The following is a 22,592-nucleotide window of genomic DNA, read 5'->3' as shown; positions in this document are numbered from 1 at the left end:
TTAGTCAGCGTAATACAGCGTAAAGTTAGCTGTGGCTGCACCATCGTTTTGATCCGTTAACGTGCATACAGCAAAGTCTCCAACGGCTGGTGTACCAGGATACGCTGTAGTCGTTGAAATACTGTAGTCGTTGGTGAAATCAACTTGTGTTCCCGCATCTAGCAAACCATTGACAACACCTGACGTACAACCCGCCGTAGTAGACACAGAAGCAGCGCCCGCAACGCCAGCTTCTTCTGCGAGTTCAGTGGCATAGTTGATGGCACTAGCCGATTCAACAGCACCGGCAATACCCGATACCGCACCAGACCGCGCTGCTGTTTGCAAATTAACGAATCTAGGCACAGCCGTCGCAGCCAAAATACCTAAGATAACGATTACCGCGATCAACTCAATTAATGTAAAACCTTGTTGCCCTTTCATTGATGATGCTCCATTACTTTGCCATACGTATATTTTCGCTAAAAATGGCCTTAACTAACGCTTACAGAGAACATATAAACCTAATGCACCCGGTTAATTTAGATCCTATATTAACTATAGCTTTTGAATACACTTAATCCAGTGGAGGAACGGTAATTAATACCTGTCCTGTCTTTAAGTTATATTCAAAGTAATGCGACCCTTCTGGTTCGGTCACAAGTTCATAACGGCACACAGAATTACTGCGTTGAGAAATATGGTATCGCTGCTGACCTTTAGCATTCTCTTTAAGGTTATTTGACGAACCGGAACCTCGCCCCTCCACCGTAACCGGTGATGGATTTTGTAAAATCGTTTGCCAAATTTGATAACACTCTTCGGAAGTCTGATCGTTACTACTGCGACTTCCATTGTCTGTATTAGCCGGCCAGCCATACTCATTCAAAAATATAGCAACGTTGTCTACATCAACGCGAAATGTATCCGGAACCTTACCTTGTAGTTGCATCGTACTTTCTACGATCCATTGCCCGCGAATTAATGCTATAGCCGCTGTAAATCTATTTGCTAATATTTCAACACCCGTTCGCTTAGCATCATCAAGAATTCGCTGGTAATACACCAAACCACTTGCCGCCAATATGCCAATTAGCGTTACGACCAATATCAACTCCAAAAGCGTAAAACCACGCTCGTTGGCGCCTACATTTTGTGTATCACTATTTTTGAACGTCATACATACTCCACATCGGCAAAAATATTCCCAAGGCCAATATCAATACAATTGCCGCCATCGCAACAATCAAAATAGGTTCGATTCGCGCACTTAGGCTCTCTACATCATAGTCAACCTCACGCTCATAGTATGAAGCAACTTCACCAAGTAACTCGTCGACTTGACCGCTCTCTTCGCCGACTGCAATCATCTGCAATACCAGTGGCGTAAACATAGCGCTACCGGTGTGAGTTCGTAATAGACTGTCGCCTCGTTCAATACCACTACGAATTGCGCGTATTTTTATCGCAAGAAAGGCGTTATCAATGACACGAGCGCACAGTTCTAGCGATGTCGGCAAAGGCACACCTGATTTCAACATCAGAGAAAAGCTCCGACTGTATCGCGCCATGGATGCCCGATTGATAATGTCGCCGATGACGGGTATACGTAGCTTTTTGTCACCCCAGAACATTTGCCCGTTATCCGTTTTTAAATATTCCCGCCAGGCGAACCAGGCAGCAACGATACCCACTAACAAGTAGGGCCACGCAACGACAAAAAAATTGGATGTCGCAATCAAAATTTTAGTGGGCATTGGTAATTCAGCCCCAAACTTGGCAAACATTTTTGCAAACTCTGGGATGACTTTAACGTTGATGACCGCGAGTGCCAAAACAATTGCCGCAACAACAAAAGTTGGATAGCGAAGTGCCGCTTTAATACGCTTGTTAGTTTCAAGGTCCCGTTCCAGGTATTCACTTAGCTGCAAAAAAGCTTCATCTAAACGACCACTATTTTCACCGACATGAACAATATTGACGAACAACTCGTTAAACACAGTGGGGTGATGACCAAACGCAACAGACAAACCCAAACCACTTTCAAGTTCCTGCGCAACTTCTTCTAAGGTTTTTCGTAGTACGGGGTGATTGATAGAGACAGCTAATCCCTTGACGCCTCGAATCAACGGTATGCCTGATTTGGTAATCGTGTAAAGTTGACGACATAACATGATTAATTCAGGCGCACTGATAGAGCGGTGCCCAAGCTTTTCAAATAGCGCTTGAATATCAGACGTTTTTTCGTTTAGCTCATCGAGCTGGACGGGTATCAACCCTAGGTTGGCAACCATAGACGCTGCACTCTCGCGGTTACTAGCGTCTAGAGTGCCAGTAATGAGCTTGCCTTCGTTATTGCGTCCTTTGTATTCAAAGTGAGCCACGTTTAACCTACCTCACTCAGGTGTTCATCTTCCACCAGAGCAGAAACTCTCATTACCTCTGATAGGGAAGTAATACCCTGCACAGCAAATTCAAGCGCGGCAAAACTTAAAGGTCGAAAATGCGGATGTTGGTGAGCCGCTCTATTAAACGCACTAACATCATCAGAGCGCAATGCATTGGTCATTTGCGTGTCCAACTCAAGCAGCTCAAATACACCAATACGACCTCGATAGCCGGTGTTGTGGCAATGCGGGCAGCCTCTTCCCTGGCGAAAGACTGCACTCGATAAATTCATCGACTTAGAGGCAATAGCCAGCAGTTGTTGTTCTTGTGCATTGGGGGTATGCGTCTCTGCACAGTTCTCACAAATTCGACGTACGAGGCGTTGTGCAACCACCGCTTTTAAGGACGCGGCGACTAGGAATGGATCAACGCCCATATCTACCAACCTTAGAGCAGACGTTATAGCGTCGTTGGTGTGCAAAGTACTCAACACCAAATGCCCGGTCATGGCCGCTCGCAGTGCGATTTCTGCCGATTCTTTATCGCGAATCTCCCCGACTAACAGCACATCAGGGTCCTGGCGCAATGTCGCACGCAAAACTTTACTGAAGGTTAAGCCAATTTTCTCGTGCACTTGAACTTGGTTAACTCGCTGAAGGCGGTATTCAACAGGGTCTTCCACCGTAATGATTTTTTTATCGGCGGTATTAAGTTCGGAGATTGCGCCATAAAGCGTTGTGGTTTTACCACTTCCGGTTGGCCCTGTGACCAAAATCAAACCAAAAGGACGATGAATTGTTTCTCGAAAACGTTTAACGATCGTATCCGGCATACCGACATCGCCCAGACGCATAACACCATCGGTATGATCAAGAATCCGCATCACTACAGATTCCCCAAATTGCACCGGCATGGTAGATAAGCGAACATCGATATTACGGTTATTAACACGCAGATTGAAACGCCCATCTTGAGGAATGCGTTTCTCAGAAATATCCAAACCTGACATCAATTTCAAACGTACAACCAGCGCTGTGGCAATACGTTTTTCGTTCATAACTTGTTCACTTAGAACACCGTCAATACGCTGTCGAATTCGCAGCACATGCTCATCAGGCTCAATGTGAATATCAGAGGCTTTGGTTTTAATGGCATCTTCAAATACAGCCTGCAATAACTTTACAACTGGCGCATCGGAGTCAGCAGCGTCCATTGCTACATCAGCAAGGTTTACCGATGAATCTTCGAGCTCTTCGCCCAGCTCTCCAGCAAGAGCTGCAATATCGGATTCCCTGCTGTACACCATGTCGAGAATATCGAGTAATTCGGATTCTCTTACTACCGCAGGTTTTAAGGTATCTTTAAGTGTGCGAGCCAGCTCATCTAGAGCGAAAATATCGGTGGGGTCTGCCATACCCAACAGCAACCCATCAGGCTCCTCACTTAGGATGAGCACTCTAAAACGTCGTGCCACGGTTTCAGGAAGACGTTTAACAAGTTCCGCATCAAATGCGAATTGTTTTAAATCGATAAAAGGGAAATTAAGCTGCTTTGATAAAATGGATAGTAAAGTGTTTTCATCGACATAACCCAATTCAACCAAGGCACGACCGAGTTTACGGCCAGACTTTTTCTGATCGGCCAGCGCCTGCATCAATTGATCTTCGGTGATAATTTGCTGCGCAACCAGAATATCACCGATCCGAATTCGCTTTTGCTGAGAGGGGTTATTCATGGATGCGCTCCTTTCGACCAGAGAAAGATGACGCGCGATGAGGTCCTTCATTCAGCTCGACCGCGTTTCTTAAAGCATCAATTCGCTGAGCAACAAAGTTTGTCGCTGAATCGTTTTTTCCTAGGTATAAATGAGCGCGACGATAGGCGTTCAAAGCCTCTGAAACCTCTCCTCCCGCATCCAGTGAACTGGCATAACCTAACCAATATTGACCTTCTTTTGAGTTCAAACGAATCAGCTCTCTATAAATCTGCGCAGCTTGGTCAAAGTCTCGTTGTTGATGTAAAAGAGCTGCTTTGACGCGCAATATTTTCGGCACCTGCTGCACTTCCTCTTCGCTATTATTAATTGTGTCTAAGGCATCAAGATAAAATCCGTCGTTAATTAGTGATTGAACTTTAGCTAACGTAGCTTCTGATGTGGGTCTATCGCGAAGAACAGCAAGTTCTGACGAACTAGCGTCGTAAGCAGTCACATCGCTAGAAGATACTTCAAAGCTATCGGTTACTTCACTGACAAAAGGATAGTCATTCGCAATAACTAAAACCTTATTTTTATAGTGATCGGCTGTCTGATTACGCCCTTGCTCAAAAGTGAGACGATACATTTCCCAATACCGAGCCGCGATAGCTAAAATTCCGGACCTGGCTTCTGAATTATTTTTGTCGAGCAATAGCACCGACCTGAAATATCTTAGCGCGTTGTCATTCTCTGGTGTTGTTAGTCGGTCTCTAGTCAAAGCAACCTGTGCTAATGCCAACAAACGGTCAACATCGCTGTCGCCATCCGATAATGTCTCTCTCGTATTCGAGTTTTCCCATGTTTGAGGGGTGTTCAACACCTTATGCTGCAAAACGGTATCAGTTTCAGGCGTATCGCGGACGCTATTAGACATGTTGGGCAAATAAGAATCTGACGATGACTCACTCGACTCGCTTAGTGATGAATGCCCCTGCTTCGTCGTATCCATAACAGGAATAGCTGATAGAAACGCGGTCCCGAAATCATCTACGTCATGAACAATCTTGAATCCAATAAACAACACACTAAGAAAGAGCAAGACTAACAACGCCCATTTTAGGAGCGCCCCTGGAACCTGAACTGTTTCCTGCATGGGAGGCTGAATACCATCACAGTATTCATTGGCATGACGCCCATCTAAATCCATTAACATTTGATTCACGAGGCTCATTGCAACATTCCTCGTCCGGGGCTAGTCAACCACAAAGGTAAAAATAGTATTACGCCCAACAAAGGCCATAAAACATGGGGATTGGCGGCTAGCAGCTTACCCAATTTGCGACTTTCACTAGTATCGCGGATAGCACGAGCTACTGCAGAAATGGTGACGCTGCCTTTTCCCATCCCATACGCCGCTAACAAGCTTTTGTGAGCAAGTATGTTGATTAACCTCGGAATACCACCCGAAGCAATGGCAATGAGCAGTGCAGCTGAATTAGTAAATACTTTTTGATCCGAGCCCGCTGCCCTCACCCGGTGCTTTACATAAGCCAAGGCACCGATTCTCGACAAAGGATGGATCGTTTCGGAGTAGATTATTCGCTGCTTTAACTGCCTAAGATCAGGCCTAGCGAGCAACTTATCTAATTCAGGCTGCCCTAAAAGAACGACATGTAGCAATTTACGTTTTTCGGTTTCTAGGTTGGTTAGTAATCTGAGCGACTCGACCGTCTCCCGAGGCATTGCTTGTGCTTCATCAATGACCAGTACGACTTGTTTTCCTTGTCGTGCAAGCTGGATGAGGCGTCGATAGATAACACCAAGTAGTTTATAACTCGGCATATCAGATGCAGATTGAATATCCAATTCTTCTGCCACAAAATATTTTAGCTCGTCTGGTGTAAGATATGGGTTCGGAATATATGCTGTTATAAACTTATCACCCAAAGAAGAAAGCAATTTTCTGCAAACAATGGTTTTTCCAGTACCAACCTCGCCAACGATTTTTATGAATCCTTCTGCATGACGAAGAGAGACCAGCAAGGTATTCAATGCATTGCGGTGACTACTTTTGTTGAAAAAGAACTGCGTATTAGGCGTTAATCCAAATGGCGCTTCTTTAAAATTAAAATGGGATTTATACACTGCGGCGACCTCTAAAACTTTTCCCTATAGCCGTTGCCCATGTCTTTGATCCGATTGTTAGAACGCGTAATATCTCTTTCCCACGCATCGTCATCCACCACAATCGGTCGCATTAAAATGACGAGTTCCGTCTTTCTATTTTGATCATCATCACGCCTAAAGAAAACGTTAAGTCCAGGCACTTTGCCAAACCAAGGTTTAACATCCATTTGTTCGCGGCTAACCTCCTGCATCAACCCACCCAAAACGATGACCTGACCATTTTTGGCTTTGACGATACTATCCGACTCGCGAATATCTCGATAAGCCAATGGTAAAGAGAACTCTTCGTCACCCACCGTTAATTCTTTAAGCTGGTCTGTTACATCGCTAATCACAGGATGAATATGCAGAATGACATCACCATCATCGGCAATCTGTGGTGTGACATCCAGCGCTATGCCACTAAAGAATGAAGTGAGTTCTATGTCGGGGGTGCTGGTTGTCGTGGCTGCACCAGTGGTCGTCGAATTTGAAATACCTGTGACGAAAAACTCATCGGAACCAACACGGATCAACGCTTTTTGGTTATTAACCGTCGACACACGAGGGCTCGACAGTATTTGAACGCTACCCTGAGTGTCTAGAAAACTGATGAAGTCGGTTATGTTAGGTACTGCAAAGACCGCTTGAAACGCTTGATCAATCACTTCAGTTGGAGTCCCAAGACTACTGCGTGATTGATTGTAGCCGTAGCCCACCTGCCCCTGAATCGTTGACCAATCAATGCCTGCTTCAAAACCATCATTTAATTTAACTTCAACAATTTTGGTTTCTAAAATTACTTGCCGCGCTGCCGACAATTGCGATTGCTCGAGAAACTTTCGTACTGCCGTCAGCTCTGCTGGAAGAGCTCTCACAACCGCCATCCCCGTTTGGGGGTTGACCATCACCATAGGTTGGTTAAGTTGAGGCTTGGCGGTAAGGTCAATACCGACTATCGCTTCTAGACTCAACTTGAGGTGAGCCCAAAAGTCCGCATCTGATTGCGTTTTTATCCGCGCACCGGATGCAACTTCAGCATCGCTCGAGTTTCGCCCCGAGCCACCATTGCTGTTATTGTTGTTGTCGTCATTAGAGCGGACTTGACCAACTAACACGCTGGTATTAGAGGATCCTTGGCGTTTTACATCAATGTAGTCAATGGCAAAGACTTCGGTACGTAATGTTCTTGGGTACACTGTATAAATCCCATTACGCAAGGTGAACTCATATCCAAATATATCGCGGGCAACGTCGAGCACTTCGGCGACCGTGACTTGTTTTAGATCTAATGTAACTGATCCTCGCACTTCTGGGTGAACAACCAAATTAGTCACTGTGCCCTCGACCAAGCCTTTAAAAAACGTTTGTGCCGGCAGATTCCTAACAGACACATCGAATGTAACCTCCAAGTCACTTTTCGGTGTTTTTTCCCCTAGTGCGTCTTGCAGTAGCCGTTGCGAAACCTGTTCCGTATCTATAGGAGGTTGAGAGCGGGCCTCTTCAATACTATTTTCCATAAAGGTTTCTGCGATAGTCGGCTGCTCATCTTGCTGGCTAGCACACGCAGTCAATAATGTACTCAAAAATAAACCTGTCGTTACTAACTGCGATCGAACCAGCCACCTATGAGATATCTTCATTTGCATAACTTACTTCCTTACTCCGACGGCCGAGCCACCCATCGATAAACGCAATTTTCTACCCTGATGTAAAACGTGTACTGCTTGTTCTTCAACAGACACCACACGAATCCCAGCGACACTTTCACCCAAGGATATGACATGCCCATTGATAACCGCCACCTTTCTATCATCGGCTATCAGTATCGAGTTGAGTTGCAAGCTCACACCGCCACTGGTTTTACCGCGTTTTTCCAAAGGTAACGTGGGATCACTCAGGCCCTGTGCAAAAAGATCGCTGCCTGTACTCATGAACGTAACAACCGCCAAGAAAGTGAGTAATCTAGACACCGAATAGTCCCTCATCTGTGGATAGCGTATAAACATCCAGGGTGATATTCGCTTTGGGGTGTTGTTGTAGATCGAAATCCAATTCATCCCAGTAAAAACGCCAAGACAAACTCTCTAGTTTTTTCAAGTAGCGTTCTAATTGAAGATAGCTCCCAGACAACTCAAGTTGTACTCGGTGCTTATAGACGTTCTTATTGTCGCCTTCTTGTGAAGGAAAACCGTCCGGGCTTATGTCACTCGCGCCATCCGAATCTTCAATTCGAATAGTTTCCACCGGTAGGGTTTGAAGACGAACTAAGGTGAGGTTTGAGTTCGAGTCCAGTACTTCCTGCAAAATAACAGGTAGCTGATCGACAGGAATGAGTCCAACAGCCATCGCCGCGAGCTCTTCGTCGAGTTCAGATATGCGAGTATCGAGGTTGGCAACTTGTACTTTTAGATCGCGATCTGGGTCTTGTGATAGCGCCAACAACAGCGTCTTCTCTTCTTGCACCATTGAAGTATTTTTTTGCTCAATGGCAATGAGTTCTTTTTCAAGAGTGGCTCCATTGGAAAGAACAGGCCCAAGAAATAGGAAATCCCATACCAAATAGGTAACAGCAATCGCTGTTAGCAATACCAATCCTCGCTCACGCAGGGTAAGGGAATTTATTTTCTTAGCGATATCCAGCCAGCGTTGCTTCATAGATTGCCCTCGCTAGCGATTGTGTTCTCATTACCTAAAATGAAATAGGCTTTATCTGCCGCTATTTTTTCTCGCGCAATGGATAACGTACCAAATCGAACTGATTTAAAAACTTCTTCGGTACGTAACAAGTAGAGATATCCTGGGACAACACTCGGACGACGCGTCCAACCCTCAAGTTCAAGTAATGTCCCGGCCTCTAATATTCGAATATCTGTTAGCGCAATATTGTCATCCGCTTGTGTAGCCAAAGCGGTTAAATACTCTGAAAACCCTGCAAAATTACCGAGGTCCTGCGCACCAATAATATTACGTAGCTCTTCTCGTCTTTGGACTTGTTTCTGCAGTGTTTGTATCTGAGCTAGCAGTTGTGGTCGCTGACTTAAAGGTCTCGAGGCTTTTAGCTGCGCTAACCGAGTAGATATTGTTTGATTATCGAGTTTTGCTTTTTCGATACGTTGCTTTAATGCCGATTGCTGCACCAGCATAAAAACCGATATAACGCACAACAGCAGGGCTAACGTCACAGTCGCCAGTGCAATAGCATTGGCAGACAACGGCTTGAGTGATTCCGCGTTGTCCACTCGAAGCAAATTGACTTCTTGTCTCACGCGGCACCCCCTATTTTTCGCAACGCGCCACCAATGGCGCCGACACATTGCTGGGCTACCGCGTCGTCAATATTGTCAGCTCCTGCGACTACGTCCGATAGCGCTAAACATTGCACATCGCCTGGGAGGCTATTACGCATGGTGTTGGTGATTTTATCGTCCGAAATATTTTCGCCGCACATGTAGATTTTGTTTGGACTGGCTTGTCCCATTTGTCGATCGTAATAATCCAATGATCGTTGCAGCTCAAGAATAAGAGATTCTTCGGGTAGGTCGTCTAGCAGGCCTGCGTTATAGTCAATATCAAATTGGCGAGAAAGATACACTTGATCTCCGCGTATCAAGGTCAAACTACCCGCGCCTTGCCGTAGCCGGACCACAGCAATGCTGCGCTCATCTTCGGCAATCAGCTCAACAATGTTGCGCATCGCTAGCTCGGCGATATCGATGTTTGCTAATTTGATATTGGCTTTTTTGGCTAACTTCATGATCGACCGAATTTCAGACGTTTCCGTAGCCACGACGTAAACCATTTTTTTTCCGGATCGCACGCCATCATCAGGTAGAGGGAAATAGTCGAGCGTCATATCGTCAACGTTATACGGCACTAAATCCTTAATTCGCCAACGAATCGCCTCATGCATTTCTTCGGGTGGTACATTAGGTGATTCCACTAACAACAAGGTGTAGTGCGAGGGGTGCATGACCCAATTGCACGGAATGCGAGCCAGTTTTAATGCTTCCACTCGCTCAACAAGAAGAGCATCTATATCTTCTGCCGCATCCGCACTGTAAAACTCACAGCGACTCAGTTGTGAAGCGCCCTTTCCGGAGTTCAGCACATGCGCAAGCCCTAAGCCGTCAGGGCTCAGTTCTATGCCAACGTAACCTTTACCGAATTTGCCTCCAAGCAAGCGATCCAAACCGATCACACACCCTACTCCTGGTTGTTAAACTCCCATCATTAAGCATAGACTCAAACCATCGAATCGCATCCCTATTGGTATTGAGTCAGGGTGTCTTTGAGCAAATTTCTCGTTATTCGGCCACTACCCTATTGAAAGCGGCAAAGTATTGCCGACTATCTGTATAGAAGCCTTGTCACTGACAGTGGATTAGCGTCAGAATACGCGCCCTTTAGGAATTCTTATTTACATTGCATCATGATTAACATCGTTCTCTATCAGCCTGAAATTCCACCGAATACTGGCAATATCATTCGTCTCAATGCCAATACCGGCAGCCGTTTGCACCTCATCGAGCCACTGGGCTTTGTCCTAGACGACAAACGACTACGCCGCGCCGGTTTAGATTATGGGGAATGGCAAGATATGAAAGTCCATTCAAGCTGGGAGGCATTCTTAGAGAGCGAAGAACCTAAGCGTCTTTTTGCAATTTCGACGAAGGGTACGCAGTTTTATCACGAAGTAACGTTTGCCCAAGATGATTGGGTTGTATTTGGTCCAGAAACGCGAGGGCTACCCTCAGATATTTTACAAAGCCTACCGCCATCCCAAGTGCTGCGCATTCCCATGCTTGACGGTAGCCGCAGTATGAACCTATCAAATTCTACAGCGGTCATAGTGTATGAAGCTTGGCGGCAACTGGGCTTCCCTGGCGGACAGTAGGTCGTAGTTCATGACGATAAAAATCGGTTTGTTCTACGGCAGTACAACGTGCTACACGGAAATTGCGGCTGAAAAAATTCAGGCTCAACTGGTAGCGTTAGATAACCAATTCCAGGTCGACCTTCACAACGTCAAAGAGATTGCTCTAATCGAGTTGATGAATTATGAACTACTGATTTTAGGCATACCCACCTGGGACTATGGCGAACTACAAGAAGACTGGGAAGCTCGTTGGAGCGAATTCGCCGATTTAGACCTCTCTGGAAAAATCGTTGCGCTCTATGGCTTAGGGGACCAGATTGGTTATCCCGAATGGTTTCAAGATGCGCTTGGCTATTTGTATCAAGAAGTAACACAATGCGGCGCAACATGTGTTGGATTTTGGCCTGCGGCAGGCTACGAGTTCGAGAATTCACTCGCACTCACAGAAGGCAAGCAACATTTTTTCGGTTTGGTACTCGACGAAGAAAACGAGTTTGACCTGAGTGATGAGCGCATTCTTGCTTGGTGCAAAATTCTTTGCACCGAATTCAAATCTCAGTCAACCTCATAACACAGTATGCAGAGCGATTTATCGAAAACACATCACGCAACGATCTCCTGGAACGAGCAGGGCCTCCCCATCTCAAATCAGTTTGACGATGTATACTTTTCAAAAGGTGGTGGGCTTGATGAAACTCGCCATGTATTCCTGCAACAAAATCAGTTAGAAAAGCGCTTCTCACGACTAAAGCCCCGGCAAAGTTTTGTCATCGCAGAAACAGGCTTTGGCACTGGTCTGAATTTTCTCGCGACCTGCCAACTATGGAACCAGGTTCGACAATGTAATGGCAATTCTCAGAATTCACGGCTACATTACATCGCCGTTGAGAAATACCCTCTCAGCCTTCCGGATATGCAACGCGCCATGTCACTATGGCCCGAACTCAAGCCTTGGGCAGATGCATTGTTAGCCCATTATACAGGCCTACATTTATCAGGGTTTCAGTTTTTCCAATTCAAAGACAATATCGATTTAACATTAATTATTGACGACGCAATAGACGGGCTGAGACATCTCCAGCAAAGCGAACACACGGCACTCTCCGCCGCGAACTTCGCTGGCGTCGATGCATGGTTTTTGGACGGCTTTGCCCCCTCCAAAAATCCCGACATGTGGCAACCTGCTCTCTTCGAAACACTTGCGAACCTTAGCCACACTAACACCACACTTGGAACGTTTACTACCGCAGGGGTTGTAAAAAAAGGCTTAACCAATTCAGGGTTTTCAATTTCAAAAAACCCTGGATTCGGCCACAAACGCGAACAGCTCAGCGCCCAATATGTTCCGCAACCCAAACCCAGTTTAGACAGCTTTAATCTCTCCAGCCGGCGCAGTGAGGAACCTATTCCCTGGCCAGTCGACTTCGTGAATCGTCATCGCGTTGAATGTCACGAACAGCTACCTGCTAGAATAGCCATTATCGGTGCCGGTGTCGCCGGTTGTCATACCGCCGCTGCACTGGCCAAACGCGGCATACGTGTAACGGTATTTGATCGCGAAGCACGTTGCGCACAAGGGGCTTCCGGCAACCCACAAGGCATCGTGTATGGCAAGCTTTCCAAAGACAACGACGGCCTTGCACAATTCAACTTAGCTTCGCTGCTTTTCGCTCAACAACACTATGCGCCATTTTTCGCAGACCCAGAAATCGGACAAGCTTGCGGTGTAGTACAGCTGGCAACCGCTCCTGCCGCCCAAAAGCAATTACCACTGCTCCACGAGCTGTTTGCTCATGCGCAGAACTTCATGCGGTTTTTAGACTATGACGAAATGCAGGCGGTAACGGGCATTAGTTTTAGGTCCACTTCTGATTCCTCGCAAGACAACCAATCAAAGACTGGCATCTATTTTCCGCGTTTAGGATGGCTTGCCCCCCCAAAAGTCTGTGAAGCACTGCTTTCCCACCCACTGATCGAGTTTTGTGGAAACATGTCACTTGATTGCCTGGACTACATCACCGAAGAAGATCAATGGTCTTTAACGTTTAGGTCTGGAAAGCGGGCTCAGTTTTCTCATGTCGTCATCGCGAATGCCAACGACTGCCGCCTACTCCCTCAAACCAGTCACCTACCATGCAAACCTATCAGAGGCCAAGTCAGTGTCAGCCCGACCGCGATAATCCCAGAACTGAAAGCAGTCATCTGCGGTGAAGGTTACATTGCTCCGGCCAATGCACTGGGACAACAAACATTTGGCGCGACATTTTGTCAGTCCAATCTATCGTTGGAATGTACTTCTTTAGACCACCAAGAAAACCTTTCACACATTAAAAAGGCAGCCAAAGGCCTAAATAATATTGATGATGAGGTACTTCTTACACTCAGTGGTCGCGCTGCACTGCGTTGCACGACAACTGACTATTTACCCATTGTTGGACCAGCCCCCAATGAACGGGATTTCTGTGAAACATTCGCTCTGCTGGGTAAAAATGCTCACTGCAGTATCCCAAAAACAGGGCCCTATCTACCCGGTTTATTTATAAATGTTGGACACGGCTCTCGCGGCCTTGCATACAGCCCTCTAAGCGCTCAAATACTGGCGGCGCAGATGTGTCAAACGCCCCTTCCTGTCAGCCAAGATATCGCCACAGCCCTTAACCCCGCCCGTTTTTTGATTAGAGACCTGATTAGAAACAAACGTTAAGTGAACGTAATTGGGCAATTCAGCGCAAGCGTCTACACTTAGGTAAACACCTGCATTTCACCTTTCACGACGCTCTTTACGTTTATGCTAGAGGACAGACCATGTGGCTTAACACTGGACATATCTACGAAAATTTGCCGTCAGGGCTCGACAGTATCCACAACTATTACGAACGCCTTGTACTCGAAGAAATTGCACAGCAGAGCAGCCGTTCAATAGAAGACCAGGATTTCTGTGCCGATGTTGCGTGTGTCGCTCTGAATCGTTTGCCACCTCGCTATATTCGTTATGATGTCGACATGACTTTTTTCTTATCACCGGTAGAACTTCAAGAAATCCATGACAAAGTTACACGTTCAGTCAGCGAAGCACTTGAGTATGTCACGAGTCGAGGTAGAAGAGACGACGTTGAGGACGAGCCCATCGAGCAGGAAGATATCAGTCCCGACCGCGATCTAGGAGAGCACTAGCCACAGCATTCCAACTTCATCCAATCAGCGCCATAATATGCTCCTGTTTAACTGGGGTTCGGCGCATGCAACAAAATTCGATTGACTCGCTTGATAACTTTTCTGCTCTTGCCGTTGGTGCACGTTTACCGGCCACTGTCCTAGCTTTGTTTACCCTATTGGCAATGCCTGTGTTTTGCGACGCCGATGCCATACACCAAATCCCGTTACAGATTGAAAAAAAAGAACCGAGAGATAAGCGAATTTTCACACAAGGGTTTGTCGTTGACGACGATACTTTTTTCGTGAGTAGCGGTCTGTACAACCAGTCTTTCATCCAACGCTATCCTCGCGCGGCACCCGATAAAAGAGAAAACCTCAGTATTCCTCGGCAATATTTTGCGGAAGGGTTAACGATCATGGGGGATTCACTCTATCTCATCACTTGGAAGGCAGGCATTGCGTGGCGGTTCAATAAAGAAACCCTCCAACTACTGAATACCTATCGCTATTCAGGTGAGGGCTGGGGACTAACCCACAATGGAACAGAACTGATTACGAGTGACGGCAGCCATATTTTAACTTTTCGCGAGCCTCAGTCTTTTACCCCTATTAAGTCAATATCGGTCACACAGAACGGGTCTAACGTCAGCGAACTTAATGAGCTTGAGTATCACGACGGCATCATTTGGGCGAATCAATGGCGCAGTCATATTATTTATGGAATTGACAGCGATACCGGAAAGGTCATCGCGGAATTAAATGGCGAAGCGCTGCTTAAGGAAGAAGGTTTTTACAATCGTAGTGGTAATCGGAGCAGCCAAAATGTGTTAAATGGGATCGCATACGATGCGTATCACGATGCATTTTGGGTCACTGGCAAACGTTGGCAGTATCGCTATCTGGTGAAGTTGCCCTTGCCGCCAACCAAAACTGATTAGTGACCACTCGATTGCGCCCTTTTTCTTTCGCTTCGTACATGGCTAAATCAGCGTTTTTCAACAACCCTTCGCGCACTTGGTGCAAACTCTCGTGGTTATCATCTTGCGGTTGCCAAGTACTCAAACCGATAGAGACGGTTAACGGAATTGTCCTATCCGGAGCTTCATAAAATGGGTTGTTAGCCACTGCGAGTCTCACCCTCTCGGCAATGGTTGCGGCTTCTTCTAGATGGCAATGGGGTAACAGAGCGACGAACTCTTCTCCACCGTAGCGCGCCAGCGAGTCCGTTTTGCGCATCTCTGCGCTAATCAATTTAGCAACCTGGCGAAGACATTGGTCACCAACCTGGTGCCCATAGGAGTCATTAATACTTTTGAAGTGGTCCATATCAACAAACATACAGGATAGGCGCTCGCCATGCCTCGCGGAACGCTCCAACTCCTTAGTGAACTCTTCTTCAAAACTTCGACGATTCCGCACTTGCGTTAAGGTATCTTCCTGGCCTTGACGCTGGAGCTGCTCTAACGCGACACAGTTTTCGATACAGATAGCCACCATGGAGGCTAGATGCCACATAAAGCTAACCCCCTTATCTGGACTGTAGCGATTCGCGGAGTGACTAGCGAAATGCAGGCTACCAATTTGCCTGTCTTGCCGCATTAATGGCATTAATGCAGCACTGCCGACAGTAGGCGCACCAGGAAACAGTCGAGAGGCGGCTAACACGTCGAGCGGACCTAAAATAACCCGTGGCTGCTGCTGATAAAGTCCGAAAAAAAACTCGGCATTGTGACGGACTTGTACGAGGTGTTTCGCCCCATCAAGCTCAACGTCATCTAACAAACCAGAGATGGCATAATCAGGGTCGTAGAGAATGAGACTGACTGCCGCCAGATCAAAATGAGACGTCGCACCTAATAGCAACTTCTCTAATAGCTCTTGAAGTCGTTTGCAGGATAACAACTGGAATTCAAAATCATGGAAGCGTGATTGAATCTGCTGATTCTCCTCAATCCTGAGCAGCAAATTGGTTACCGTCTGACGCAGACGTTGATAGTCCTCGGGCTCGGTCATAGACGCTGTTAAATCCTCATATATTCAGGCTTACTTCCTATTGTAGCCCCAAGAGTCGCATGATTCTTCAAATAGACACTCATCTTTGTGACTCGTCGCTCTTATGACAGCCAAACTCAGGAAACTCTCCGATGAATGCCTTCCTTTAACCCAGTATTTTACTAAACTATGCACCACGCATTTGATTGATTTTAAATAAGATATTTTTGACACTTTGCCACTCTTACCCTACCCTTGAGCCCCGCTAAATGAGGTGCTAAAGGCCTCTTATGGGCTTGATTAACGACTAGGCGAGAGTGTGGATAAATCCTATGACCGAAACCTCCTGTAACGTGTATCCTCGTTGTCACGTCAACCCAAATATCTCTTGCGGTGACTGCCGCCTTAATACCATCTGCCTCCCTATTAGCCTGCACGTCGATGATGTCGCAAAAGTCGACAAAATCATCCAGCGCGGCCGCCCATTGCAGAAAGGCGAGTACTTATTCCACCCACAAGACGAGTTCAAGTCCGTCTATGCTGTGCGCAGCGGGACGGTGAAAACAATATCGATTACAGGCGAAGGACAAGAGCAAGTCACAGGCTTTTACCTACCGGGAGAAATCCTAGGCATGGATGGTATCGCTACAGGCAGCCATACCAATGCGGCCATATCATTAGAAACATCCGCCGTCTGTGAAATTCCCTTCTCCAGATTAGAAGAGCTTAGCGCCCAGTTGCCCAGCTTGCAGCGGTATCTTTTCCGTCTGCTCGGTCGGGAAATTAGCACCGATCAGCAACTCATTACGTTACTCAGTAAAAACAGTGCTGATCAACGTATAGCCACTTTACTGCTGAGTATTTCTGCACGTAATGGACGCCGTCATTTGTCTGCGACCGAATTTCGCCTGCCCATGTCCCGCGCCGATATAGGCAACTACCTTGGGCTAACCGTCGAAACTGTTAGCCGAGCCTTGAGCCGCTTTCAAAAACAAGGGCTCATCTCTGCAGATAAAAAAGAGATAAGTATTCTCGACATTAATGCGCTAAAAAAGATGGCGAATGTCAATGTCGTAGATGAGGCGTAGCATTAGCTACTCCCGCCATTACCTTACTTTTTACCAAAATCTAATGTAGCACCGATGACTGAATCTCGCCTCCAGCAAACACTTGCCGCTATTGATCACGTTAACAGTGAAGACGCAAACACCGAAGTCGTTGATGGGCAACCGCAGCCGAAAGAATTGATCTATGGCAGGCGTATGAGCGAGTGCTTGGCGACTTACGCACCAGACGCAAGTGAAGCGCTACAGATTGCCGCACGCGGACAACACATCAAGCGCTGGGCCATCCCCCGTGATCAATACCCCAAAACACGGGCTGGATACCTTCAATGGCGGCGAGAGTTAGGTAAATTTCATGCAGAACAAGTGGCCGAGTTGATGGGCGATAACGGCTACGATGAGGCGACTATTGATGCCACCAAGGTACTACTTACCAAAGCCCAATTACGTAACAACCGTGATGCTCAAACGCTTGAGGACGTTATTTGCTTGGTGTTCATCCAGTTCTATCTGACCGGTTTTGCGAATACCCAAGCCCCAGAGAAGCTCATTACGATAGTGCAAAAAACCTGGGCCAAAATGAGCCAGAAAGGCCAAGATGCCGCGCTTAAACTGACTCTCAGTGATGCGCAAAAAGCGGTTATTGAGAAAGCACTCGCTTAGTCGTTCGTTGCCCTCTTCTGGCACCCCTCTCCCCTGATGCTTCATCTTAAGCACAGTCAAACACCGTTATTCCGTGACTACACAGGCAAAAAAGAGTGACAGCCAACGTCGGATTGTGCGCCATTTGAGAATGAACGGTCGAAAAAACTGCTGAAATGCGGATCGCTCCAACACCTCAAAAATGGTCAATTATTAAACACAATTAGGGTTTTTATAACCTCAGAATAGCGATTTAAGCGCTTTAATAGCCACAATTTGGTGCATTTGATTATAAAAATCAGTTCCTAAGACTATTTAGTTACGAGCTAAGTAATGGCGTTGACTTGATTTTGGCCTGTGATATACATCACAACAACAGTGTGATGTTTACTCTGACAACATAAAATTATAAGGGACACCACCATGAAAAAATTATTCGGTCTCAGTTTCCTGCTGGCGTTAGCATTCCCAGTATTCGCATGTGATGAAGCATGCCAACGCGATAGAGCGGAAGCCTTGCAAGGTTCAGAATTCCCTGGCTACCTGTCTTGGAAATTTTGCGAGGATACTAAAGCGTCATTTGTAGAAGGTGATGTGCGAAGTTTGGAAAAGTACCGCGATACCCGCATCAATATCCAACATAAGCGCCGCATGAAAAACATTCAAAACTTTGTGGAGCAACGCAAAGAATGGCTGGTCGAATGTGACAATTACTTTGTCGCAACGAAAAACGGTCGAATTTTTCAAGACGACAAAACCACTCAAGAGATTTTCTCGGCAATGGACGACGTAGCCAGCGAACTCGCCAGTGCGATTAATGGCGTCACTTATGTCGCTGAAAGTGAAGAAACCGCTCCTACGGCCATCATTGGTGGAAAGTTTGATTCACTCTTCAAGATGGTGGACGATCATAAGACTGTCATGATGCTCAAAGGTCAATTTGTTCGAAATTAATTGCCTTAAACGTTGAGTTCAACAATCCCATAAAAAGCCCTAACGGGCTTTTTATGGGTAATCAGTAAGGGTCCTTCACCCTAAACTACTCCGCTTTGCTTCCCCCTAAGCATTGGGGTGAATCCGTCACGCTGACTTGTTCTGACCATTCCTTCGGCGTGTAAGTATGCAGAGCCAGGGCGTGTACACCATGACTCATTTCCTCTTGTAGCAGCTGATACACTTGCTGGTGTCGCTGCACGGGCCGCTTGCCTTCAAAGCTTTCACTGACCGCAACCACTTTAAAGTGAGTTTCAGAATTCTCCGGTACGCTGTGCATGTGACTTTCGTTAATAACTTCGAGGTGAACTGGCTGCAACCCCTGTACTAGTTTGTTGTCGATCATCTGCTGAATAACCACTATAGCTCCTAATTAGGCTTGCCAATAATTTTGGAAATTATAACGCTGATCAACGATGATATTTGCGCCATTTTCGGTTATTTTTACACCTACACGCTCGATTTTTACGCCTTTTGTGCTAAAAATTAACCAATAGTGGTATTCAAAGCATAACGAAGGACTCGGGAATCGTAATTCGATATTAGCGGATACCATTATTTGCGTTTAGCATTAACCTCGATTCTGTCGCTCAAGATCTTTTAACAGTCGTTGTGAGCGTTAGGCGCACCCGTTGAAATTTAGTTGTCGCTCTGAGATTTTTGCATGTTCAGGGTTGAAGGTAGGTCCAGAAAATGAATAGCCATAACTCTCCAGTCTTTATCGATCGACGTAATAATGATCGCCGTACTGACCATGATCCCTGTGAGAAGCTCGACATAGATCTCTATAACCGCAAACGCCGCAAATCAACCGATAGACGATCTCCAGATAAATCACTCGCCGATGATTACTACGCGTTTACTCATCAAGGTGATGAGTCACCAAACGTATCGCTTCAACCACCAGGCCGTGAGTTAAGTTGACGCCGTTGATTTCCCGCACGTCTTAAAAAAGTAATGACGTCTTTTTTTCTGTAATGGGATACGAAGGGTAAGCCTTAAAATATTCAGATAATTTAAACGTTTGCAGCACATGTTGCGCATAGCGTTGATGACGAGCCCGAACCGCATCGAAACCTGAGTAATTCAGAGTATGCAAGCATTGCTCGCAAACTTGCACAACGCTATCAGACGTGTGCGGAGCATCCGTAGCGACGGTCAACGATGTCACCCCACCCGCAATCTCATCGAATATTTCGCACCCGGCCAAATGATATTGTGTGACCGTCGGTTGGCCCTCAACTGCCATTGCGATAACTCGTGCGTTTTTCCATGCTAACGTTTTATCCGGTAGCACACGAAGCTCAGATGCGGCAATGACCAACCCTTTCTGTAGTGCCATTCTTTCGTAAGCGCTGAGTTGTACTTTAGCATCAAAAAATTCAAAAGCGCCCAGCTTGGTGGCACCCATTGTTTGCCTAATTTGATTAAATGGCTCAAATTCTAAAAAGTCAGGGAATTTCATATCATTCAGAGGTCTTGCAGAATCGACGCCATGCGAGAATCGGCGTCAGTACGAACACGAAACTCAACCCGCCGGCTTCGTTCTGGGTCTTCGTTACCTGTTTCATCTAGCACGGGTTTTGATGAAGCTAATCCATTTGCTGTCAAATAACGTGTCAACCAATGACGGTCTTCCGATAAAGACGGTAAGGCCAATAAGTACGCCAGCGTCGTTCTCGTTCGAGCTTGGCTTAAGCGCATATTTAAAATATAAGCTTCCTCGATACCGGTCGCCAACCCCCAGCCACTAGAGGTGTGCCCCTCTATTCTCACCTCAAGAATATCATCGCGATATTTTTCTGAGGTTATAATCGCAACATATCGAGGAAAGAAATCGCTTAAAATATCTTGAAAAGCAGGTTTTATATCAGACTCTCCTCTGGCAAAAAGAACCTCCGTATTGTAAAAGCGAACCGCAAGATCACGGTCAAGCTCAGCGCCCCAACGTGGCAAATCCTCTTTAAACTCAGCATAAAGGTCCTGGTACAACTGCGTTCTCAAGTGATCGTAAAGAATAGCCACATCTTTAATTTTTCGAGACTCTATCTGCAATTGCACCATATAGATAACAGCAATGAATAAAAACACCATCATTAGCCCGCCCATCAGGTCACTGACGGCGATCCAATGCTCCTCGTGCTCTATATCACTACTGAGTGGGGATTCTAATTCTGCGCTGCGGGGCTTCATTGGCATTCGTTACCGTTTCTGAAATAGATAGCACAGCTTGCAGTTTTTCTGTAAGCGGGGCGTAATCACTAACAAACTTTTCGGAAAGTGACGTTAATTGGTACCCAAAGGTTTTTAGCGCTTTCACTAATTCATCTTCCATCGCATCATCAAGCCGCATGATTTGCTTTTCCGTTCTTGCCACCATGCTCTCTATATGAGTATGCAAGCCTTGCTGAGAGTTAACTAAGGTTTCACTTAAGGTACGATTAACTTCAACTACAGTCTTATCGAGTGCGCCTGTTGCTGACTGCAATACTGAGGTGAGTTGTTGCTGGTTGCTCGTGACACTACGAGCCAATTCCGTGGTAATTGAATCTATACGCTGTTCAAGTGCTGGCAGACCTTCTGCCGCTTTGTCAGCTACTTTTGCCAGCTGTGTAAGGTACGCATCTAACCGCTCGGACTGACTCTGCAAAGCGTTCAGCATCGTACCTAGCGAATGAGATACATCAGAGAATACTTCGGTATGAGCGACTGTTTTTTCGTAGGCCTGACTGGCTTTATCCAGTAGATCACCATTTGATTGCTGGGTTGTAAGTAGTTTTTCAAGTTCAACTTTATAGCTTTTTTGCCACTCCAACATCTTACCGACTGCGCTATTAAGTTCTTTGAAATTATCGCCATACTGCTCATTAATTTGTGTATTAAAATTACGCATGACCTCTTTGAGTGCGCTAATTAATGCCGCCGTATTGGCCTTGACCATTCGAGTTTCATAACTTTGCAGTGATTCACTAAGCGCAAGCATTTGTTTTTCTTGATCTTTATGCATAGATACAAGTGTGCTGCGTAAACCACTCCCGGTATCCTTCGTTAAAGAATCGCGAATATCACTCAGTAAATTCGCCAAATCAGTAACCGTTGCCGAGCGGTATTGCTCTTCCACTTCCCGCTGCTTGAGCACTGAGGCCAAATGCCGAAATTTAACTAAGAGCGCACCGACCAAACCTGCAATAGAGGTCCAGAAAGCTGTTTTGAGCCCACCGATCAATGACGGAACACTCGACTGAATATCACTGGTATCAAAGTCCAGCAAGCCTAACGCAACGCCCAGAAAGGTCCCGAAGATACCGACGCTCGTCAGAATCGTTGGCGAATGTGTAGCGCTATGGCTGTTGTATCCAGGCCCTATAAACCACATTGTTAAAAGGAATATAGCGCCGAGTATTGACAGCGTTAGTATTGAAAAACCGGCGAAGAATTCCATGTTGAAAGTCCAAAGATAGGTGTTCTACAAAGTTTAGACGAAGCTTCAAAAGCCTGCGGTCCAATTGATGAACTAACCACAAAAAATATCTAGAACTCGTAAAATGTCACGCTAAAACGGCAAATATTTGCCGCTTCCCCCATATCAACCCCCATGGCCGTCAGGAACAGTGAAGTCAACCATGGCTTCCCAACC

At 46.2% G+C, this 22,592-nt stretch carries 25 protein-coding genes; 9 read left to right on the top strand and 16 right to left on the bottom strand.

What is annotated here, in order from left to right; translation table 11 throughout:
- From ACZ5NB_RS07025 to pilM, 11 genes are all read right to left on the bottom strand, one after another.
- Window positions 1-423 carry a type II secretion system protein gene (locus ACZ5NB_RS07025; RefSeq protein WP_460232322.1) on the bottom strand — a complete coding sequence of 141 codons (423 nt, stop codon included), beginning with the start codon at window positions 421-423 and terminating at the stop codon, window positions 1-3.
- A gap of 133 nt (window positions 424-556) precedes the next feature.
- Window positions 557-1,159 carry a type II secretion system protein gene (locus ACZ5NB_RS07020; RefSeq protein ID WP_460232321.1) on the bottom strand — a complete coding sequence of 201 codons (603 nt, stop codon included), beginning with the start codon at window positions 1,157-1,159 and terminating at the stop codon, window positions 557-559.
- Window positions 1,143-2,363, bottom strand: coding sequence for a type II secretion system F family protein (locus tag ACZ5NB_RS07015; protein WP_460232320.1), 1,221 nt, complete (start codon window positions 2,361-2,363; stop codon window positions 1,143-1,145). Before ACZ5NB_RS07015 ends, ACZ5NB_RS07020 begins: the two co-directional genes overlap by 17 nt.
- Window positions 2,364-2,365: 2 nt before the next feature.
- Window positions 2,366-4,102 (bottom strand): GspE/PulE family protein, encoded by a 1,737-nt coding sequence (locus ACZ5NB_RS07010; RefSeq protein ID WP_460232319.1) that lies wholly within the window; start codon window positions 4,100-4,102, stop codon window positions 2,366-2,368.
- Window positions 4,095-5,294, bottom strand: a complete 1,200-nt coding sequence (locus tag ACZ5NB_RS07005; protein WP_460232318.1) for a hypothetical protein — start codon at window positions 5,292-5,294, stop codon at window positions 4,095-4,097. The genes ACZ5NB_RS07010 and ACZ5NB_RS07005 overlap by 8 nt, the downstream gene beginning before the upstream one ends.
- A complete protein-coding gene (locus ACZ5NB_RS07000; protein WP_460232317.1) occupies window positions 5,291-6,208 on the bottom strand; it encodes an ExeA family protein in 918 nt (305 codons plus the stop codon). The genes ACZ5NB_RS07005 and ACZ5NB_RS07000 overlap by 4 nt, the downstream gene beginning before the upstream one ends.
- A gap of 11 nt (window positions 6,209-6,219) precedes the next feature.
- On the bottom strand, window positions 6,220-7,878 hold the full coding sequence (gene mshL, locus ACZ5NB_RS06995) for a pilus (MSHA type) biogenesis protein MshL (RefSeq protein WP_464107889.1): 1,659 nt from the start codon (window positions 7,876-7,878) through the stop codon (window positions 6,220-6,222).
- A gap of 3 nt (window positions 7,879-7,881) precedes the next feature.
- On the bottom strand, window positions 7,882-8,202 hold the full coding sequence (locus tag ACZ5NB_RS06990) for a hypothetical protein (protein WP_460232315.1): 321 nt from the start codon (window positions 8,200-8,202) through the stop codon (window positions 7,882-7,884).
- A complete protein-coding gene (locus tag ACZ5NB_RS06985) occupies window positions 8,195-8,887 on the bottom strand; it encodes a hypothetical protein (RefSeq protein WP_460232314.1) in 693 nt (230 codons plus the stop codon). Before ACZ5NB_RS06985 ends, ACZ5NB_RS06990 begins: the two co-directional genes overlap by 8 nt.
- Window positions 8,884-9,498, bottom strand: coding sequence for a hypothetical protein (locus tag ACZ5NB_RS06980; protein ID WP_460232313.1), 615 nt, complete (start codon window positions 9,496-9,498; stop codon window positions 8,884-8,886). Before ACZ5NB_RS06980 ends, ACZ5NB_RS06985 begins: the two co-directional genes overlap by 4 nt.
- A complete protein-coding gene (pilM, locus tag ACZ5NB_RS06975) occupies window positions 9,495-10,430 on the bottom strand; it encodes a type IV pilus biogenesis protein PilM (RefSeq protein WP_460232312.1) in 936 nt (311 codons plus the stop codon). The genes ACZ5NB_RS06980 and pilM overlap by 4 nt, the downstream gene beginning before the upstream one ends.
- 231 nt (window positions 10,431-10,661) lie before the next feature.
- On the opposite strand from pilM, the gene trmL reads away from it, so the two are divergent.
- From trmL to ACZ5NB_RS06950, 5 genes are all read left to right on the top strand, one after another.
- Window positions 10,662-11,126: a tRNA (uridine(34)/cytosine(34)/5-carboxymethylaminomethyluridine(34)-2'-O)-methyltransferase TrmL gene (trmL, locus tag ACZ5NB_RS06970; protein ID WP_460232311.1), complete on the top strand. Its 465-nt coding sequence runs from the start codon at window positions 10,662-10,664 to the stop codon at window positions 11,124-11,126.
- Window positions 11,127-11,136: 10 nt separating this feature from the next.
- A complete protein-coding gene (gene fldB / locus ACZ5NB_RS06965) occupies window positions 11,137-11,679 on the top strand; it encodes a flavodoxin FldB (protein WP_460232310.1) in 543 nt (180 codons plus the stop codon).
- Window positions 11,680-11,685: 6 nt separating this feature from the next.
- Window positions 11,686-13,812, top strand: coding sequence for a bifunctional tRNA (5-methylaminomethyl-2-thiouridine)(34)-methyltransferase MnmC2/FAD-dependent 5-carboxymethylaminomethyl-2-thiouridine(34) oxidoreductase MnmC1 (mnmC, locus tag ACZ5NB_RS06960; protein WP_460232309.1), 2,127 nt, complete (start codon window positions 11,686-11,688; stop codon window positions 13,810-13,812).
- Between the two features lie 101 nt (window positions 13,813-13,913).
- Window positions 13,914-14,282: a late competence development ComFB family protein gene (locus ACZ5NB_RS06955; RefSeq protein ID WP_460232308.1), complete on the top strand. Its 369-nt coding sequence runs from the start codon at window positions 13,914-13,916 to the stop codon at window positions 14,280-14,282.
- Between the two features lie 65 nt (window positions 14,283-14,347).
- On the top strand, window positions 14,348-15,202 hold the full coding sequence (locus ACZ5NB_RS06950; RefSeq protein WP_460232307.1) for a glutaminyl-peptide cyclotransferase: 855 nt from the start codon (window positions 14,348-14,350) through the stop codon (window positions 15,200-15,202).
- Here ACZ5NB_RS06950 and ACZ5NB_RS06945 read toward each other — a convergent pair.
- On the bottom strand, window positions 15,135-16,277 hold the full coding sequence (locus ACZ5NB_RS06945; protein WP_460232306.1) for a DUF484 family protein: 1,143 nt from the start codon (window positions 16,275-16,277) through the stop codon (window positions 15,135-15,137). The two genes, ACZ5NB_RS06950 and ACZ5NB_RS06945, sit on opposite strands and share 68 nt — an antisense overlap.
- Before the next feature lie 311 nt (window positions 16,278-16,588).
- Here ACZ5NB_RS06945 and fnr point away from each other — a divergent pair, with 311 nt between their 5' ends.
- The 3 genes from fnr (at window position 16,589) to ACZ5NB_RS06930 (ending at window position 18,916) form a co-directional block, all read left to right on the top strand.
- Window positions 16,589-17,344: a fumarate/nitrate reduction transcriptional regulator Fnr gene (gene fnr / locus ACZ5NB_RS06940; protein WP_460232305.1), complete on the top strand. Its 756-nt coding sequence runs from the start codon at window positions 16,589-16,591 to the stop codon at window positions 17,342-17,344.
- Between the two features lie 54 nt (window positions 17,345-17,398).
- Window positions 17,399-17,983, top strand: coding sequence for a DUF4202 domain-containing protein (locus ACZ5NB_RS06935; protein WP_460232304.1), 585 nt, complete (start codon window positions 17,399-17,401; stop codon window positions 17,981-17,983).
- Between the two features lie 402 nt (window positions 17,984-18,385).
- Window positions 18,386-18,916 carry a hypothetical protein gene (locus tag ACZ5NB_RS06930; RefSeq protein WP_460232303.1) on the top strand — a complete coding sequence of 177 codons (531 nt, stop codon included), beginning with the start codon at window positions 18,386-18,388 and terminating at the stop codon, window positions 18,914-18,916.
- A gap of 85 nt (window positions 18,917-19,001) precedes the next feature.
- On the opposite strand, the gene ACZ5NB_RS06925 is transcribed toward ACZ5NB_RS06930, so the two are convergent.
- A complete protein-coding gene (locus ACZ5NB_RS06925; protein WP_460232302.1) occupies window positions 19,002-19,316 on the bottom strand; it encodes a BolA family protein in 315 nt (104 codons plus the stop codon).
- Between the two features lie 332 nt (window positions 19,317-19,648).
- Between ACZ5NB_RS06925 and ACZ5NB_RS06920 the strand changes: the two genes are divergently transcribed.
- Window positions 19,649-19,879, top strand: coding sequence for a hypothetical protein (locus ACZ5NB_RS06920; RefSeq protein WP_460232301.1), 231 nt, complete (start codon window positions 19,649-19,651; stop codon window positions 19,877-19,879).
- Between the two features lie 22 nt (window positions 19,880-19,901).
- Here the strand turns inward: ACZ5NB_RS06920 and ACZ5NB_RS06915 are convergent, their stop codons facing one another.
- The 3 genes from ACZ5NB_RS06915 to ACZ5NB_RS06905 are packed head-to-tail and all read right to left on the bottom strand — an operon-like array spanning window position 19,902 to window position 22,397.
- Complete coding sequence (locus ACZ5NB_RS06915) at window positions 19,902-20,420, bottom strand: hypothetical protein (RefSeq protein WP_460232300.1); 519 nt, start codon at window positions 20,418-20,420, stop codon at window positions 19,902-19,904.
- Window positions 20,421-20,425: 5 nt separating this feature from the next.
- Entirely contained in the window at window positions 20,426-21,148 is a 723-nt protein-coding gene (locus ACZ5NB_RS06910; protein ID WP_460232299.1) for an OmpA family protein, read from the bottom strand.
- Window positions 21,108-22,397: a hypothetical protein gene (locus ACZ5NB_RS06905; protein WP_460232298.1), complete on the bottom strand. Its 1,290-nt coding sequence runs from the start codon at window positions 22,395-22,397 to the stop codon at window positions 21,108-21,110. Before ACZ5NB_RS06905 ends, ACZ5NB_RS06910 begins: the two co-directional genes overlap by 41 nt.
- Window positions 22,398-22,592 lie beyond the last annotated feature (195 nt).

The organism is Aurantivibrio plasticivorans (assembly GCF_055392955.1).
Note: the sequence above shows the minus strand (reverse complement) of the source record. Positions and strands in the feature narration are given on the sequence as shown.